This window comes from Kitasatospora aureofaciens (assembly GCF_019192735.1).
Classification (GTDB): Bacteria; Actinomycetota; Actinomycetes; order Streptomycetales; family Streptomycetaceae; genus Kitasatospora; species Kitasatospora aureofaciens_A.
This window is the reverse complement of sequence record NZ_JAHTKP010000003.1, coordinates 175,837-192,837: the sequence shown is the minus strand read 5'-3', so window position 1 is coordinate 192,837 and position 17,001 is coordinate 175,837. Positions and strand designations below refer to the sequence as shown.

Genomic DNA, 17,001 nt, shown 5'->3' with positions numbered 1-17,001 from the left:
CCTTCCCGACAGCCTGTCGGCAAAGCCGCTACGCGAGCTTCGCCAGCTCGACGCCCTCCCAGCGCGCTCCGATGCCGGTCAGCACCACCCGGCGCGGGTCGTGGTCCTCCCCCGCGGTGTCCCCGATCGCCCGCTCGATCCGTACCTCCAGCCGATCCTCGGACAGCCGCTCGACCTTGCCCTCGCCCCACTCGACGACGATCACCGACTCCGGCAGCGAGACGTCCAGGTCGAGGTCCTCCATCTCGTCCAGGTCGCCGCCCAGCCGGTACGCGTCCACGTGCACCAGCGCCGGGCCACCCACCAGCGACGGGTGCACCCGGGCGATCACGAAGGTCGGCGAGGTCACCGCGCCGCGCACCTGCAGCCCCTCCCCGAGGCCCCGGGTCAGCGTCGTCTTCCCCGCCCCCAACTCGCCGGAGAGAAGCACCAGGTCCCCGGGCCGCAGCAGCGCGGCCAGCTCGCGGCCGAGCCGGCCCATCCGCTCCGGGGTGGGGACGGTGAGAGTGGCGTGCGAGCCCATGCGCGTGTCTTGCCCTTCGGTCCGTACCGGGCGCGCCGACCGCCGGCCGCCCCCGCTACCGTGCCACATCCCCGCCCGCGCGTGCTCCGGGCTCCGCTCTGTCCGGATACGGACGGCTTTCACCACCGTGATCGCCCTGACCGGTGGCGTCGTGCTCGCCGCCGGCGCCGGCACCCTCGTGTTCCTGCGCCGCCGCAAGGGCGGCGCGAGCGCCTGATCCGCCCCTCCGGACGAACGGTGGCCCGGCCCCCTCTGCGCGAGGGGGCCGGGCCACCGGCGGTCGGGCGGGCCTCAGGCCTCGTCGAGGACCGCCGAAGGCAGCGGCGAGGCGCCGCGGAAGGCGGCGGCCCGGCGCAGCAGGTCGACGAGGTGACGGTCGACCAGTTCCGGGCGCTCCAGCATCACCAGGTGGCCGGCGCCCTCGACCAGGACCAGCTCCGCCCCGGGCAGCTGCTCGGCCATCGCCTCGCTGTGCGCGGCCGGGGTCAGCAGGTCCTTGGTGCCGGCCAGCACCAGCGCCGGAAGGCCGCGCAGGGCCGCCAGTGCGGCGGTCTTCTCGTGCGCGCCGAACACCGGGTAGAACTCGGCGACCACGTCGATCGGGGTCGCGTCCAGCAGCTGCTCGGCGAACCGCACCACGCCCGGGTCGACGTCCTTCCCGCCGAAGGAGAACTTCCGGTAGAAGACGGCCGTGACGTCCGAGCCGAACCGCCTGGTCGCCTCCACCAGCTCGACCTGACGGCCCAGCAGCTTCATCACCCCGGGCGCGACCTTCTTGAACAGCTTGGCGCCCGCCGACGGCAGGCCCAGGCTGACCTGGTCCCAGTTCCCGGCCAGCGTGCCGACCAGCGCCACCCCGGCCACCCGCTCCCGGAACAGCTCCGGGTGCTGGTCCGCCAGCGCCATCACCGTCATGCCGCCCATCGAATGGCCGACCAGCACCAGCGGCCCGGTCGGGGCGACGGCGTCGATCACCGCCCTGAGGTCCCCGCCCAGCTGGTCGATGCTGGCGGGCTCGCCGGCGACGTACGAGCGGGAGCGCTCCGAGCGGCCGTGGCTGCGCTGGTCCCAGAAGACCAGCCGCAGGCCCTCGCGCAGCGCGGCCCGCTGGAAGTGCCAGCTGTCCTGGTTGAGGCAGTAGCCGTGGCAGAACACGACGGTCAGCGGCTCGGGCCCGGCTCCATCCCCGTCAGGCTCGGCCCAGCCGGTGCCGTCCAGCTCGACGTACAGCTCGGAGCCGTCCGGCGCGGCCACCGTCAGCGGGCGCCCGCGCAGCGAACCGTACGGGGCACCGGCGTCCAGCTCGGCCCGGGCCCGGCGGCGGGTCGCCCGGCCGACCGTCAGTCGGTCGATCGCCACCCCGGCCGCCGCACCGGCGGCCAGCACGCCGACCGAGATCCCGATCACGCCCGCCCGGCTCACCCCGGACGCCGCCTTCGCGACCGCCTCGACCGGGCCGTCGGCCGCCTCACTCATGCGCCCGCCTCGCTCCGCTCGGCAGGGGCATTCGCCCACACGCGCCTCTCGATGATGAGCTCGCTACGCTCCCTCATGCGCCCGCCTCGCTCCGCCCGCTCATGCGGCCGTACCCGGTTCCGTACCGCCCACGTAGCGGCGCGGGACCCGGGCGCCGATCCGGGTCACGATCTCGTACGCGATGGTGCCGCAGGCCCGGCCCCAGTCCTCCGCGGTCGGCTCGCCGCGCTCGCCGTTGCCGAACAGCAGCACCTCGTCGCCGATCGCCGGGGTGTCCCCGCCCAGATCCACGACGAACTGGTCCATCGCCACCCGGCCGGCCACCGTGCGCCACTTGCCGCCGATCTGCACCGGGCCGGCGCCGCTCGCGTGCCGCGGAACGCCGTCGCCGTAGCCGACCGGGACGAGCCCCAGCGTGGTCGGCCCGGGGGTGACGTAGTGGTGGCCGTAACTGACCCCGTGCCCGCCCGGCACCTGCTTCACCAGCGCCAGCCGGGCCGACAGCGCCATCACCGGGCGCAGCCCGAAGTCGGCCGGCGAGCCCACCTCCGGCACCGGCGACAGCCCGTACGCGGCCAGGCCGGTGCGGACCATGTCGAAGTGCGATTCCGGCAGCAGCAGCGTGGCCGGCGAGTTCGCGAGGTGCCGGACCTCCGGGCGCAGCCCGGCGGCCTCGGCGTGCGCCAGTGCGACGCGGAAGGATTCCAGCTGGGCCTGGATCGACGGGTGCCCGGGCTCGTCCGCGGCGGCGAAGTGCGACCAGACGCCGACCACCCGGAGCAGGCCCTCGGCCTCGGCGCGGCGGGCGGCGGCGACCAGCTCCGGCCAGTCGTGCGGCTGGCAGCCGTTGCGGCCCAGGCCGGTGTCCGCCTTCAGGTGCACCCGGGCCGGGATGCCGGTCTCACGGACCACCGGCAGCAGCTCGTCCAGCGCCCACTGGCCGCTGACCGAGATGTCCAGGTCCGCGAGCAGCGCCTCCCGCCACGGGCCGCCGGGCGTCCACAGCCAGCACAGGATGCGGGCCTGGTCCGGGCGGATGCCGCCGACGCGCAGCGCCAGCGCCTCCTCGGGCGTCGCGCAGCCCAGCCAGCCGACCCCGTTCGCGACCGCCTCGCGGGCACACGCGACCGCGCCGTGGCCATAGGCGTCCGCCTTGACCGCGAACATCACCGCCGTACTGCCGACACGTTCGCGCAGCGCGGCGAGATTGCCGCGCAGGGCGCCCAGATCGATGGTCGCCTCGGCCCGTACGCCGTCGGTGAGGGTGGCCGAGCCGGCCGTCTTCGCAGTTGTCATCAGGGTCAGTCTCCCAGACGTCCCGGAGTCCTCGCCGAACGGCCCTTCGGCGCGGCGATCCCACTGACCTGCCCCGAACCGTCCGCCACCCCTTCCGGACGCCCCCACTCCGCCCCCGGTTCCGAGAGTTGACTCACCTCTCCCCAACCGTTCGCGGCCCACCGGCCCCGAAATAGCGAGCCAACCGGGCCCCACCGGCCTACTTCTCCTTCACGCCCCGCCACACCGCCGGCAGGGCCTCCGCCACGCCCAGGGCCGTCACCGGGGCGCCCGGGTCGCCCGCTGCGTGGCGGCCGGCCAGGCCGTGCAGGTAGGCGGCGACCGAGGCGGCGTCCAGCGGGGAGAGGCCCGCGGCGAGCAGCGAGCCGGCGAGGCCGGCCAGCACGTCGCCGCTGCCGGCGGTGGCCAGCCAGGAGGTGCCGGTCGGGTTGACGCGGACCGCGCCGCCCGGGTCGGCGATCACCGTGGTGGAACCCTTGAGCAGGACCGTCGCCCGGTAGGCGGCCGCCAGTCGGCGGGCCGTGGTCAGGCGGGCGGCGGCCAGGTCGCCGGCCGCCGGGGGCGGGGTGCCGTCCGCGCCCGCGAGCAGGCGGGCGGCCTCGCCGGTGTGCGGGGTGAGCAGGGTGGGTGCCGTCCGCCCGGCCAGGGCGTCCGGGCCGAGGCGGGCCAGCTCGGTGAGCCCGTCCGCGTCCACCAGCACCGGGACGTCGCTCGCGAGCGCCTCGGCCAGCGCCTGCCGGGCGCCCTCGCCGCCGCCCGGGCCGACCACCCAGGCCTGCACCCGTCCGGCCCCGTGCGGCCCGCCCTCGGTGACCAGCGCCTCCGGGAAGCGCCGCACCACCTCCTCGGCCGCCGCGCCGACGTACCGGACGGCCCCCGCGCCGCCCCGCAGCGCCCCGGCGACGGCCAGCACCGCCGCACCCGGGTACGTCGCCGAGCCGGCCGCCACCCCGACGACGCCCCGCCGGTACTTGTCGCTCTCGACGCCCGGTACGGGCAGCAGCGCCGCCACGTCCGCATGCTGCAGGGCCGTCACGTCCGGCACCGGCAGCTCCAGCCCGATCCCGACGAGCTGGACGGTTCCCGCGTACGAGGCCCCGGGGTCGATCAGCAGGCCCGGCTTGTACGTGCCGAAGCAGACCGTGACGTCCGCGCGCAGCGCCTCGCCCGGCACCTCGCCGGTGTCGGCGTCCACCCCGCTGGGCAGGTCCACGGCCACGACGACCCCGCGCCGCGCAGCCTCCGCGTACGGCCGGGCCTCGGCCCGCAACCCGCCCCGGCCGCCGATGCCGACGATCCCGTCCAGCACCAGGTCCGCACGAGAGAAGTCGGCCAGGCCGACTTCCTGCTCCACCACCACCCGCCCCCGCGCCGCCCGCACCGCGGCCAGTCCACCCACGTGCACCCGCTCGGGCGCGAGCAGCACCGCCGTCACCCGCGCCCCGCGCCGCGCCAGCGCGGCCCCGGCGTACAGGGCGTCACCCCCGTTGTCCCCACTGCCCGCCAGCACCACCACCCGACTGCCGTACACCCGCCCACGACGCCCCGTCAGCAGCCGCGCACACGTCGCCGCGAGCCCGGCAGCGGCCCGCTGCATCAGCGTCCCCTCCGGCAGCCGCGCCATCAGCTCGCCCTCGGCGGCCCGAACCACTTCAACCCGGTGCGCGTGACGCATACGAAAGCTCCTCCAGCAGTCGGCTACCGCCGACGCTAGCCCGCGGAAGCCACACCTGCGGCACGCTTTCGGGTGACACACACCCGGGTCGACTTCGGCAAGTCGATCGACCTGCCCGCCCCCTTCTCCTTCGCGCTCGACACGGCGCCCCTGCGGGAGGGCACAGCCACCGCAGGGGCGCCGTGGCGGCTACTCGACGGTGACCGACTTCGCCAGGTTGCGCGGCTGGTCGACCTCGTGGCCCTTGGCCGTGGCCAGCTCGCAGGCGAAGACCTGGAGCGGGACGGTGGAGACCAGCGGCTGGAGCAGGGTCGGGGTGACCGGGATGCGGATCAGGTGGTCGGCGTACGGGACGACGGCCTCGTCGCCCTCCTCGGCGATCACGATGGTCCGGGCGCCGCGGGCGCGGATCTCCTGGATGTTGGACACGATCTTGTCGTGCAGGATCGACCGCCCGCGCGGCGAGGGCACGACCACGACGACCGGCAGCCCCTCCTCGATGAGCGCGATCGGGCCGTGCTTCAGCTCGCCGGCCGCGAAGCCCTCGGCGTGCATGTAGGCGAGCTCCTTGAGCTTGAGCGCGCCTTCGAGAGCCACCGGGAAGCCGACGTGGCGGCCGAGGAAGAGCACCGAGCGGGCGTCGGCGAGGGAGCGGGCCAGCTCGCGGACCGGCTCCATGGTCTCCAGCACCTGCTCGACCTGCTTGGGCGCGTCGCCGAGCTCGCGGATGATGGTGAAGATCTCGTCGCCCCACTTGGTGCCGCGGACCTGGCCCAGGTACAGCGCGACCAGGTAGCAGGCCACCAGCTGCGTCAGGAACGCCTTGGTGGACGCGACGGCGACCTCGGGACCGGCGTGGGTGTACAGCACCGCGTCGGACTCGCGCGGAATGGTCGAGCCGTTGGTGTTGCAGATCGCGAGCACCTTGGCGCCCTGCTCGCGGGCGTGCCGCAGGGCCATCAGGGTGTCCATGGTCTCGCCGGACTGCGAGATGGCGATGACCAGCGTGCCCGGGCCCATGATCGGGTCGCGGTAGCGGAACTCGGAGGCGACCTCGACCTCGCAGGGGATGCGGGTCCAGTGCTCGATCGCGTACTTGGCGATCATGCCGGCGTGGAAGGCGGTGCCGCAGGCGACGATGACGACCTTGTCGACGGAGCGCAGGTCGGCGTCGGAGATGCGCAGCTCGTCGAGGGTGAGCCGGCCGTCGGTGCCGATCCGGCCGAGCAGGGTGTCGGCGACGGCCTTCGGCTGCTCGGCGATCTCCTTGAGCATGAAGTAGTCGTAGCCGCCCTTCTCGGCGGCGGAGGCGTCCCAGTCGACGTGGTACTCGCGCACGTCGGCCGGGGTGCCGTCGAAGTTGGTGACGGTGACGGCGTCCGGGCGCAGCTCGACGACCTGGTCCTGGCCGAGCTCGATGGCCTCGCGGGTGTGCGCGATGAACGCGGCGACGTCGGAGGCGAGGAAGTTCTCGCCCTGGCCGCGCCCGACGACCAGCGGCGAGTTGCGGCGGGCGCCGACGACGACGTCCGGCGCGTCGGCGTGCACGGCGACGAGGGTGAAGGCGCCGTCCAGCCGGCCGCAGACCACCCGCATGGCCTCCGCGAGGTCGCCCTCGTACGCCTCGCCGAGCAGGTGCGCGACGACCTCGGTGTCGGTCTCGGAGCGCAGGGTGTGGCCGCGCTCGGCGATCTCGGCGCGCAGCTGGGCGAAGTTCTCGATGATCCCGTTGTGCACGACGGCCACCCGGCGGTCGTCGTCCAGGTGGGGATGGGCGTTGGCGTCCGTCGGGCCGCCGTGGGTGGCCCAGCGGGTGTGGCCGATGCCGGTGGTGCCGCCGGGCAGAGGGGTCTCGGCGAGCGACTTCTGGAGGTTGGCGAGCTTGCCGGCCCGCTTGTCGGTGGACAGGCTCCACTGCCCGTCGGAGCCCTGGACCTGCACCGCGACGCCGGCCGAGTCGTAACCCCGGTACTCCAGTCGCTGCAGGCCTGCGATTACTACGTCGAGGGCGGTCTGCGCGCCCACGTATCCAACAATTCCGCACATGCGTGCCAGCATAAGGGCGGGTCTGAGCCCGTTTTCCCGTCTTTCGCCAACACTGCGTGACCGACACCACAACCACCGTGAACGCCGCTACGGCTCACAATGGAGCATGTGCTGACCGAACTCTGTACGCGGGGCGCCGCCACGCCCGGCCCGTCGCCGTCCCCCTACGTGGACCTCAGCCGGGCCGAGTGGAGCGCACTGCGCGAGCGTACGCCGCTGCCGCTGACCGCGGAGGAGGTGGAACGGCTGCGCGGCCTCGGCACCGCGCTCGACCTGGACGAGGTCTGCGACGTCTACCTGCCGCTGTCCCGGCTGCTGAATCTCTACATCCATGCCACGCACGAGCTGCGCGGCGCGCTGGGCACCTTCCTGGACACGCCGGACACCGAGCGCACCCGCACCCCGTTCATCATCGGCGTGGCCGGCTCGGTGGCGGTCGGCAAGTCCACCACCGCCCGTCTGCTCCAGGCCCTGCTGGCCCGGTGGCCCGAGCACCCGCGGGTGGAGCTGGTCACCACGGACGGCTTCCTGCTCCCCAACGCCGAGCTGCGCCGGCGCGGCCTGATGGCCCGCAAGGGCTTCCCCGAGTCGTACGACCGCCGGGCGCTGATGCGCTTCGTCGCGGACGTGAAGGCGGGCAAGGAGAGCGTCAGCGCCCCGGTGTACTCGCACCTGGTGTACGACATCGTGCCCGGCGAGCGGCTCACCGTGGAGCGCCCGGACATCCTGATCGTCGAGGGCCTGAACGTGCTCCAGCCGGCGCTGCCCGGCACCGACGGCCGGACCCGCCTGGCGGTGGCCGACTACTTCGACTTCTCGATCTACGTCGACGCCCGCACCCACGACATCGAGCACTGGTACCTGGACCGCTTCCGCAAGCTGCGGCAGACCGCCTTCCAGGACCCGAACTCCTACTTCCGCCGCTTCACCGAGGTGCCGGAGGAGGAGGCGATGGAGTACGGCCGGCAGGTCTGGCGCACCATCAACAAGCCGAACCTGCTGGAGAACGTGCTGCCGACCCGGGGCCGGGCCACCCTGATCCTGCAGAAGGGCTCGGACCACAAGGTCCGGCGGGCGCTGCTGCGCAAGCTCTGAAACCCACGAAGGGCCCCCGCCCGGCGGGGGCCCTTCGTCATGTGGCTCAGGCGTCGTACGGGCTCAGCCCAGAACGGCCCAGCCCAGCGCGGCTCAGCCCAGGTGCGTCCGCACGGCCTCGGCCAGCCGCCCGGCGACGGCCTCGGCCTGCACCGGGTCGGCGGCCTCGACCATGACCCGGACCAGCGGCTCGGTGCCCGACGGGCGCAGCAGCACGCGGCCGGTGGAGCCCAGCTCGGCCTCGGCCTCGGCGACCGCGGCGGCCAGCTCGGCGCTGCTGTTCACCCGGCTCTTGTCGACGCCCTTGACGTTGATCAGCAGCTGCGGCAGCCGGGTCATCACGGTGGCCAGGTCGGCCAGCGGCTGCTTGGTGGCGGCCAGCCGGGCGCCCAGCATCAGGCCGGTCAGGGTGCCGTCGCCGGTGGTGGCGTGGTCGAGCAGGATGACGTGGCCGGACTGCTCGCCGCCCAGCGCGAAGCCATGCTCCTTCATCGCCTCCAGCACGTAGCGGTCGCCGACGGCGGTCTCCACCAGGTCGATGCCCTCGCGCTCCATCGCCAGCTTGAAGCCGAGGTTGGACATCACGGTGGCGACCGCGGTGTTGCGGCGAAGGGTGCCGGCCTCCTTCATGGCGACGGCGAGGATGGCGATGATCTGGTCGCCGTCCACCTCGTTGCCGTCGGCGTCGGCTGCCAGGCAGCGGTCGGCGTCGCCGTCGAGGGCGATGCCGAAGTCGGCCTTGTACTCCTTCATCGCGGCGCGCAGCCGGTCCAGGTGGGTGGAGCCGACGCCGTCGTTGATGTTGAGGCCGGTGGGCTCCGCCCCCAGGGTGTGGACGACCTCGGCGCCGGCCCGGGCGAAGGCCTCGGGGGCGACGTAGGCGGCGGCGCCGTGGGCGCCGTCGATGACCACCTTGATGCCGTCCAGGCGGTTGGGCAGTACGCCGATCAGGTGGGCGACGTACTTGTCGAAGCCCTCGGTGTACTCGCGCACCCGGCCGACGGCCGCGCCGGTCGGACGGTTCCAGTCCTCGTCGCCGAGGGTGTGGGTGCGGTAGTGGGCCTCGATCGCGTCCTCGATCGTGTCGTCCAGCTTGTGGCCGCCGCGGGCGAGGAACTTGATGCCGTTGTCGGGCATCGCGTTGTGGCTGGCGGAGAGCATCACGCCGAAGTCGGCACCGAGCGCCCCGGTGAGGTAGGCCACGGCCGGGGTGGGCAGCACCCCGACGCGGAGCACGTCGACGCCGGCGCTGGCCAGACCGGCGATGACCGCGGCCTCCAGGAACTCGCCCGAGGCGCGCGGGTCCCGGCCGACGACCGCGACCGGCCGGTGGCCGTCGAAGGCGCCGGCCTCTCCGAGCACATGGGCCGCCGCGACCGACAGGCCGAGCGCGAGCTCCGCCGTCAGGCCCTCGTTGGCCACCCCGCGTACGCCGTCCGTACCGAAGAGTCGTCCCACTGTCCCGTCCTCCATCACCTGTCGGAACCCATCCGATCGATTCCCGGCCGCCGCACAGTAGCCGGGGAACACGTCGCCCCGGAGTACACGTGGTACTCCGGGGCGACGGTTGCGCAACCAGGGGGCGTGCGCCGCCGGGGCGGTGCACCCCCCAGGGACGCGATTAGCGCTTGCTGTACTGCGGCGCCTTGCGGGCCTTCTTCAGACCGGCCTTCTTGCGCTCGACGGCGCGGGCGTCACGGGTCAGGAAGCCGGCCTTCTTCAGCGCGCCGCGGTTGTTGTCCACGTCGGCCTCGTTCAGGGCACGGGCCACGCCGAGGCGCAGCGCGTAGGCCTGGCCGGAGACGCCACCGCCGGTGATGCGGGCGACGACGTCGTAACGGCCGTCAAGCTCCAGGAGCTTGAAGGGCTCGTTCACGGTCTGCTGGTGCACCTTGTTGGGGAAGTAGTTCTCCAGGGTGCGACCGTTGATCTTCCACTGGCCGGTGCCGGGGACGATGCGCACGCGGGCGATCGCCTCCTTGCGACGGCCGAGGCCGGCGCCCGGGACGGCCTCGCCGAAGCGGCCGGCCAGCGACTCGGAGGTGTAGCTCTCCTCGGAGGTGTACTCGCCCTCGACGACGGTCTCGTCGAAGTCGACCTCAAGGGTTTCAGTGGTCTCGGCCACGATGTTCCTCAGCTCTTTTCAGTGTTGGGGGGCTTGGTGGCCGAATTACTGCGCGACCTGGGTGATCTCGAACGGCACCGGCTGCTGGGCAGCGTGCGGGTGCTGGTCGCCCGAGTAGACCTTCAGCTTCGAGAGCATCTGACGGCCCAGGCTGTTCTTGGGGATCATGCCCTTGATGGCCTTCTCGACGGCCTTCTCCGGGTTGTTCGCCAGCAGGTCGTCGTAGCGCACCGAGCGCAGACCGCCCGGGAAGCCCGAGTGGCGGTAGGCCAGCTTCTGGGTCTTCTTGTTACCGGACAGGTGCACCTTGTCGGCGTTGATGATGATGACGAAGTCACCAGTGTCAACGTGCGGCGCGTAGATCGCCTTGTGCTTGCCCCGGAGGAGGTTGGCGGCCTGGGAAGCCAGGCGGCCGAGCACGACGTCGGTCGCGTCGATGACGTGCCACTGACGCTGGACGTCGCCGGGCTTGGGGCTGTACGTACGCACGGTCGTAGCCTTCGCTTTTCAGTGAGTGAGTCCTGACAGGAGCACCCGGACGGAAGAGCAGCCTGGCCAACCTTGGACGCAATTCAAGGGGGACCGCTGGTCGTCGACCTGATGTCTCCGGCGTACCGACCTCTCACGTGAGATAGAGCGAGCCAATACGCACATCAAGCGTCCAGATTACCGGGCGGGAGGGGAGGGGTCAAAAAACCCCTGACCCTCCTCTCCCGTCACTCAGCGTTCGCGCTCCACGCGCGTGACATCCCAGACCGGCTCGGGCGACTCGTACACCCGGCCGTCCGCCCCGAACACCAGGAAGCGGTCGAAGGTCTTGGCGAACCAACGGTCGTGGGTGACGCACAGCACCGTACCGTCGAATGCCTCCAGCCCGGCCTGCAGCGCCTCGGCGCTCTCCAGGTCCAGGTTGTCGGTCGGCTCGTCGAGCAACAGGGCCGTCACACCGGAGAGTTCGAGCTTGAGGATCATCAGCCGGGCCTGCTGCCCGCCGGACAGCGACTCGAACTTCTGCTCCTCCTGCCGGTCCAGCTCGTACCGGCGCAGCGCGCCCATCGCCGCGCCGCGGCTGAGCGCGTGCTCCTCCTCGACGATCGAGCGCACCGTCCGCCCGAACAGCTCCGGGTGGGCGTGGGTCTGCCGGAAGTGGCCGGGGACGACCCGCGCGCCGAGCTTCCACTCCCCCGCGTGTCCGACCGTCCCGTCGCCGGCCAGCAGGCGCAGGAAGTGCGACTTGCCGGAGCCGTTGGAGCCCAGCACCGCGACCCGCTCGCCGTAGAAGACCTCCAGGTCGAACGGCCGCATCAGGCCGGTGAGCTCCAGCCGCTGCATGGTGAACGCGCGCACGCCGGTGCGGCCGCCCTTGAGCCGCATGGTGATGCTCTGCTCGCGCGGCGGCGCCTCCGGCGGGCCGGCCTCCTCGAACTTCTTCAGCCTGGTCTGCGCGGCGGAGTAGCGGGAGGCCATGTCGTGGCTGATCGACGCGGCCTGGCGCAGGTTGACGACCAGCTTCTTGAGCTTGGCGTGCTCCTCGTCCCAGCGGCGGCGCAGCTCCTCGAAGCGCTCGAAGCGGGCCTTGCGGGCCTCGTGGAAGGTGTCGAAGCCGCCGCCGTGCACCCAGACGCTGCTGCCGGCCGCGCCGGTCTCGACGCTGATGATCTTGTCGGCGGTACGGGAGAGCAGCTCGCGGTCGTGCGAGATGAACAGGACGGTCTTCGGGGTGGCCTTGATGGCCTCCTCCAGCCAGCGCTTGCCCGGGACGTCCAGGTAGTTGTCCGGCTCGTCGAGCAGCAGCACCTCCTCCGGGCCGCGCAGCAGCGCCTCCAGGACGAGCCGCTTCTGCTCGCCGCCGGAGAGGGTGTTCAGGCCGCGCCACTGGGCCTTGTCGAAGGAGACGCCGAGGGCCGCCATGGTGCAGACGTCCCAGTCGGTCTCGTAGTCGTAGCCGCCGACGTCGGCCCAGTCGGAGAGCGACTGGGCGTAGGCCATCTGCGTCTTCTCGTCGTCCTGGGCGATCATCGCCAGCTCGGCGGCGTCCACCGCGCGGGCGGCCACGGCGATCCGCTCGGGGGCGACGGACACCAGCAGGTCGCGGACCGAGGCGTCCGGCGGCAGCGCGCCCGGGGTGGTCTGCTGGTCCTCGCGGCCGGTGGTGCCGACGAACTGGCGCATCACGCCGAGCCCGCCGCTGATCGTCACCGAGCCGCCGTGCGGCTGGAGGTCGCCCGCGATCATGCGCAGCAGGGTGGTCTTGCCGGCCCCGTTCGCGCCGACCAGGGCGACCGCGGCGCCCTCGCCGACCCGGAAGGACGCGTCGTCGAACAGCACCCGCCCGTCCGGCAGGTAGTACTCCAGGTGCGAAATCTCGACGTGTCCCATGGCAGCGATTGTCCCAAGCGGACGCGCAGGGCCAAAACGGATTAACCGACGGCCGGCTGCCCGGGCAGCGTACGCAGACGCCTGGCCTGGCGGTTGCGCTCGGCGAGCTGGTCGTCCGGCGGGTACCCGACCTCCTCAAGGGTGAGCCCGTACGGCCGGATCACGTTGACGGCCGAGTTGCGGACCCCGCCGGCCAGCACCTCGCCGGGGAACTCCACCGGCCGGTGCCCGTCGCCGACCAGCAGCATCGCGCCGACCAGCGCCCGCACCATGTTGTGGCAGAACGCGTCGGCGCGGACGGTGGCGACCGCGAGCGTGCCCTCCTGAGCGGCGTAGGTGTCCACCGGGACGCGGTCCCAGTGCAGCTCCAGCAGGGTACGGATGGTCGTGGCACCCTCGCGCTTCTTGCAGTACGCGGCGAAGTCGTGCTCGCCGAGCAGCAGCTTCGCGGCCGCGTTCATCCGGTCCAGGTCGAGCGGCCGGTCGTGCCACAGCACGTGCCCGCGCAGCAGCGGGTCGACCCCGCCCGGGTGGTCGGCGACCCGGTAGGCGTACCGGCGCCAGATCGCCGAGAAGCGCGCGTCGAACCCGGCCGGCGCCTCGCCGAGCCGGTAGATCCGGACGTCCCCGGGCAGCCGCCCGGCCAGCCGGCGCAGCAGCTTCTCGCGGTGCGCCTCCCACAGCTCGGCCGGCAGGTCGACGTGCGCGACCTGGCCGCGGGCGTGCACCCCGGCGTCGGTGCGGCCGGCCACGGTCAGCGGGAACAGCTCGGCGCTGCGGGTGACGATCTGCAGCGCGGTCTCGATCTCCTCCTGGACCGTCCGGCGGCCGCCGCGCTGGCGGGCCCAGCCGGAGAACTCGGCGCCGTGGTAGGCGAGGTCGAGCCGGACCCGGACATGCCCGTCGGCCGGGCCGTCCTTCACCGGCGGCTGCTCGGCGCAATCGTTGACCACTGCTTCTCTTCTCCCAGGGACCCCAAAGACAAGGAACGGGCCCGCTCCCCCATCGCTGGGGAAGCGGGCCCGCACTACACCTGGCGGTGTCAGGCCTGCTCGGCGGCCTCGGCGGCGTCGGCCACGGGGGCGTCCTCCACCTTGGTCTCCTCGGCCTTGGCGTCGGACTCCTTGACGGCACGCTTGGTGGCGGCCTCGGCCTCGCCGACGGCGGTCTGCGCGACGGTCAGCGCCTCGACCAGCTCGATCACGGCCATCGGGGCGTTGTCGCCACGACGGGGACCGATCTTGGTGATACGGGTGTAGCCACCCGGGCGGTTCTCGTAGCGCGGCGCGATCTCGGTGAAGAGGGTGTGCAGCACGGCGATGTCGGTGATCGTCTTGCGCACCAGGCGACGGTTGTGGATGTCGCCCTTCTTCGCCTTGGTGATCAGCTTCTCCGCCAGCGGGCGCATCCGACGGGCCTTGGCCTCGGTCGTGGTGATGCGGCCGTACTGGAACAGCTCCCGGCACAGACCGGCGAGCAGCAGCGGCTCGTGGTGCGGGCCGCCGCCGAGGCGGGCACCCTTGGTGGGACGCGGCATGGAATTACTCCTCGAATCTCCGACTGCGGCCGTACCAGGTACCGCAGCGGGCGTACGGGCACTGTGCCCGCACGACTTTCACGACGACGGGGGCGGTTCCTCAGAACCGCCCCCGCGGCCAAATCTCTCAGTACTGCTCGGTCTCGGCGTAACCCGCGTCGTCCAGGTCGTCGGCGCCGAAGGCGTCGGCGGCCGCGGTCGGGTCGAACCCGGGCGGGCTGTCCTTGAGGGCCAGGCCCATGCCGGCCAGCTTCGCCTTGACCTCGTCGATCGACTTCGCACCAAAGTTGCGAATGTCGAGCAGGTCGGCCTCGGAGCGGGCGACGAGCTCACCCACGGTGTGGATGCCCTCGCGCTTGAGGCAGTTGTAGGAGCGGACGGTGAGCTCCAGCTCCTCGATCGGCAGCGCCAGGTCGGCGGCCAGGGCGGCGTCCGTCGGGGACGGGCCCATGTCGATGCCCTCGGCGTCGATGTTCAGCTCGCGGGCGAGGCCGAACAGCTCCACCAGGGTCTTGCCGGCCGAGGCCATGGCGTCGCGCGGACGCATGGCGGGCTTGGTCTCGACGTCGACGATCAGCTTGTCGAAGTCGGTCCGCTGCTCGACACGGGTGGCCTCGACCTTGTAGGTGACCTTCAGCACCGGGCTGTAGATCGAGTCGACCGGGATGCGGCCGATCTCCTGGCCGGAGGCCTTGTTCTGGACGGCGGAGACGTAGCCGCGACCGCGCTCGACGGTCAGCTCCATCTCCAGCTTGCCCTTGCCGTTCAGGGTGGCGAGGACCAGCTCCGGGTTGTGCACCTCGACACCGGCCGGCGGCGCGATGTCGGCGGCGGTGACGACACCCGGGCCCTGCTTGCGCAGGTACATCACGACCGGCTCGTCGTGCTCCGAGGAGACGACCAGCTGCTTGATGTTGAGGATGAGGTCGGTCACGTCCTCCTTGACGCCCGGCACGGTGGTGAACTCGTGCAGGACGCCGTCGATGCGGATGCTGGTGACAGCGGCACCCGGGATCGACGACAGGAGCGTGCGGCGCAGGGAGTTGCCGAGGGTGTAGCCGAAGCCCGGCTCCAGCGGCTCGATCACGAACCGCGAGCGGAACTCGTCGACGACCTCTTCGGTCAGCGACGGACGCTGAGCGATAAGCATGGGGGATGTTCCTCCAGTTGTCTTCGGCACCCACTATTTGATGCCGACAGGACCAAGCGTACGGGGTCCCGCACGCAGTGACACTCACCACAGGGGACCCCGTACGAGGTTTAAAGCAGTACTACCGCGTGCCCGAAGGCGCTGCGTCAGACGCGGCGGCGCTTCGGCGGACGGCAGCCGTTGTGCGGGGTGGGGGTGACGTCCTGGATCGAGCCGACCTCCAGGCCGGTGGCCTGGAGCGAACGGATCGCGGTCTCGCGGCCGGAGCCCGGACCCTTCACGAAGACGTCAACCTTGCGCATGCCGTGCTCCTGCGCGCGACGGGCAGCGGCCTCGGCGGCCATCTGCGCGGCGAACGGGGTGGACTTGCGCGAGCCCTTGAAGCCGACGTGGCCGGCGGAGGCCCAGGAGATCACGTTGCCCGCGGGGTCGGTGATCGAAACGATGGTGTTGTTGAACGTGCTCTTGATGTGCGCGTGGCCGTGAGCGACGTTCTTCTTTTCCTTGCGGCGGATCTTCTTCGCGCCGGCAGCCTGACGACCCTTGGGGGGCATAAGTCTGTTCTCCTACTGAGGTGGTCGGTCCGCTGACCCGCGGGCCGGAGGGATGTCCGGTGACGGGACGGACTACTTCTTGCCCGGCTTCTTCTTGCCGGCGATCGCGCGACGCGGGCCCTTGCGGGTACGCGCGTTGGTGTGGGTGCGCTGGCCGCGGACCGGCAGGCCACGGCGGTGACGCAGACCCTCGTAGCAGCCGATCTCGACCTTGCGGCGGATGTCGGCGGCCACCTCACGGCGGAGGTCACCCTCGACCGTGTAGTTGGCGTCGATGTACTGGCTCAGCTTGACGAGGTCATCCTCGGAGATGTCGCGAACGCGGACATCCGGGTTGACGCCGGTCTCGGCCAGGGTCTGCTGAGCGCGGGTACGGCCGATGCCGTACACGTAGGTGAGGGCGATCTCGATCCGCTTCTCACGGGGGAGATCAACGCCAGCGAGGCGTGCCATTCAAGGCTCCTGTGTTTCTTCAGAGGTCTTGCGTGCTACCTACTCCTTCGCCTCTCGACGATGGAGCCCCGGCCTCTGACCGGGGGCGGCAGTCCGCCTTGTCGCAAGGACGGATCGGGTAGCCCGCTTATGACGTTTTCGCGTCGCGCGAAGTACTACGAGAAATGCGGGGGAGAGATCAGCCCTGGCGCTGCTTGTGGCGCAGGTTGTCGCAGATCACCATGACCCGGCCGTGACGGCGGATCACCTTGCACTTGTCGCAGATCTTCTTGACGCTCGGCTTGACCTTCATGTTTCAGGTTCTCCGGGTCTAGATCTGGCCTTGCTTACTTGTAGCGGTAGACGATCCGGCCGCGCGTGAGGTCGTAGGGGCTGAGCTCCACGACGACCCGGTCGTCCGGCAGGATGCGGATGTAGTGCATGCGCATCTTGCCACTGATGTGCGCGAGGACCTTGTGACCGTTCTGCAGCTCGACCTTGAACATCGCGTTCGGAAGAGACTCGATCACGGTGCCCTCGATCTCAATGGCGCCTTGCTTCTTAGCCATGAACTGCGAGATCCACCTTCCGGGACCGGCTACCGTATGCGGAACGCTCGTGCGAACCTGGGTTCACCCCGCCCCCGAAGGGAAGAGGGCGTGCTGGGGCACGCTACGAGTGAGCCGACGGTCCATCCTACGCCAGCCCGTCCG

General features: G+C 71.8%; 17 protein-coding genes. 1 reads left to right on the top strand and 16 read right to left on the bottom strand.

The genetic code is table 11. The features are described from left to right. Positions 1-28 precede the first annotated feature (28 nt). The 5 genes from tsaE to glmS form a co-directional block, all read right to left on the bottom strand. The gene (gene tsaE / locus KV557_RS04955) at positions 29-523 is read right to left on the bottom strand and encodes a tRNA (adenosine(37)-N6)-threonylcarbamoyltransferase complex ATPase subunit type 1 TsaE (RefSeq protein WP_218198422.1); all 495 of its coding nucleotides are present in this window, start codon (positions 521-523) and stop codon (positions 29-31) included. Between the two features lie 291 nt (positions 524-814). Beyond that, positions 815-1,999 (bottom strand): alpha/beta fold hydrolase, encoded by a 1,185-nt coding sequence (locus KV557_RS04950; RefSeq protein WP_218198418.1) that lies wholly within the window; start codon positions 1,997-1,999, stop codon positions 815-817. Positions 2,000-2,098: 99 nt separating this feature from the next. Further along, on the bottom strand, positions 2,099-3,295 hold the full coding sequence (gene alr / locus KV557_RS04945) for an alanine racemase (protein WP_218198416.1): 1,197 nt from the start codon (positions 3,293-3,295) through the stop codon (positions 2,099-2,101). Between the two features lie 199 nt (positions 3,296-3,494). Next, on the bottom strand, positions 3,495-4,970 hold the full coding sequence (locus KV557_RS04940; protein ID WP_218198414.1) for an NAD(P)H-hydrate dehydratase: 1,476 nt from the start codon (positions 4,968-4,970) through the stop codon (positions 3,495-3,497). A 189-nt stretch (positions 4,971-5,159) separates the two neighbouring features. Then, a complete protein-coding gene (glmS, locus tag KV557_RS04935) occupies positions 5,160-7,016 on the bottom strand; it encodes a glutamine--fructose-6-phosphate transaminase (isomerizing) (RefSeq protein ID WP_218198412.1) in 1,857 nt (618 codons plus the stop codon). 99 nt (positions 7,017-7,115) lie between these two features. Between glmS and coaA the strand changes: the two genes are divergently transcribed. Next, positions 7,116-8,111 carry a type I pantothenate kinase gene (gene coaA / locus KV557_RS04930; RefSeq protein WP_218198411.1) on the top strand — a complete coding sequence of 332 codons (996 nt, stop codon included), beginning with the start codon at positions 7,116-7,118 and terminating at the stop codon, positions 8,109-8,111. Positions 8,112-8,204: 93 nt separating this feature from the next. Here coaA and glmM read toward each other — a convergent pair whose 3' ends face one another. From glmM to infA, 11 genes are all read right to left on the bottom strand, one after another. Further along, on the bottom strand, positions 8,205-9,569 hold the full coding sequence (gene glmM / locus KV557_RS04925; protein WP_218198409.1) for a phosphoglucosamine mutase: 1,365 nt from the start codon (positions 9,567-9,569) through the stop codon (positions 8,205-8,207). Positions 9,570-9,732: 163 nt separating this feature from the next. Continuing rightward, positions 9,733-10,236, bottom strand: a complete 504-nt coding sequence (gene rpsI / locus KV557_RS04920; RefSeq protein ID WP_030300426.1) for a 30S ribosomal protein S9 — start codon at positions 10,234-10,236, stop codon at positions 9,733-9,735. 45 nt (positions 10,237-10,281) lie between these two features. Further along, a complete protein-coding gene (rplM, locus tag KV557_RS04915) occupies positions 10,282-10,725 on the bottom strand; it encodes a 50S ribosomal protein L13 (protein WP_030055846.1) in 444 nt (147 codons plus the stop codon). A gap of 231 nt (positions 10,726-10,956) precedes the next feature. Further along, on the bottom strand, positions 10,957-12,615 hold the full coding sequence (locus tag KV557_RS04910) for an ABC-F family ATP-binding cassette domain-containing protein (protein ID WP_218198408.1): 1,659 nt from the start codon (positions 12,613-12,615) through the stop codon (positions 10,957-10,959). Between the two features lie 41 nt (positions 12,616-12,656). Then, the gene (gene truA, locus KV557_RS04905; protein ID WP_308129768.1) at positions 12,657-13,568 is read right to left on the bottom strand and encodes a tRNA pseudouridine(38-40) synthase TruA; all 912 of its coding nucleotides are present in this window, start codon (positions 13,566-13,568) and stop codon (positions 12,657-12,659) included. An 89-nt stretch (positions 13,569-13,657) separates the two neighbouring features. Beyond that, a complete protein-coding gene (rplQ, locus tag KV557_RS04900; protein WP_218198406.1) occupies positions 13,658-14,152 on the bottom strand; it encodes a 50S ribosomal protein L17 in 495 nt (164 codons plus the stop codon). A 127-nt stretch (positions 14,153-14,279) separates the two neighbouring features. Next, positions 14,280-15,302, bottom strand: a complete 1,023-nt coding sequence (locus tag KV557_RS04895; protein WP_030055844.1) for a DNA-directed RNA polymerase subunit alpha — start codon at positions 15,300-15,302, stop codon at positions 14,280-14,282. A 146-nt stretch (positions 15,303-15,448) separates the two neighbouring features. After that, positions 15,449-15,856: a 30S ribosomal protein S11 gene (rpsK, locus tag KV557_RS04890; RefSeq protein WP_030232513.1), complete on the bottom strand. Its 408-nt coding sequence runs from the start codon at positions 15,854-15,856 to the stop codon at positions 15,449-15,451. A gap of 72 nt (positions 15,857-15,928) precedes the next feature. Further along, a complete protein-coding gene (gene rpsM / locus KV557_RS04885; RefSeq protein WP_188306769.1) occupies positions 15,929-16,309 on the bottom strand; it encodes a 30S ribosomal protein S13 in 381 nt (126 codons plus the stop codon). 178 nt (positions 16,310-16,487) lie between these two features. Further along, positions 16,488-16,601: a 50S ribosomal protein L36 gene (gene rpmJ / locus KV557_RS04880; protein ID WP_003956441.1), complete on the bottom strand. Its 114-nt coding sequence runs from the start codon at positions 16,599-16,601 to the stop codon at positions 16,488-16,490. Between the two features lie 34 nt (positions 16,602-16,635). Then, positions 16,636-16,857: a translation initiation factor IF-1 gene (gene infA / locus KV557_RS04875; protein WP_003956442.1), complete on the bottom strand. Its 222-nt coding sequence runs from the start codon at positions 16,855-16,857 to the stop codon at positions 16,636-16,638. Positions 16,858-17,001: the final 144 nt, after the last annotated feature.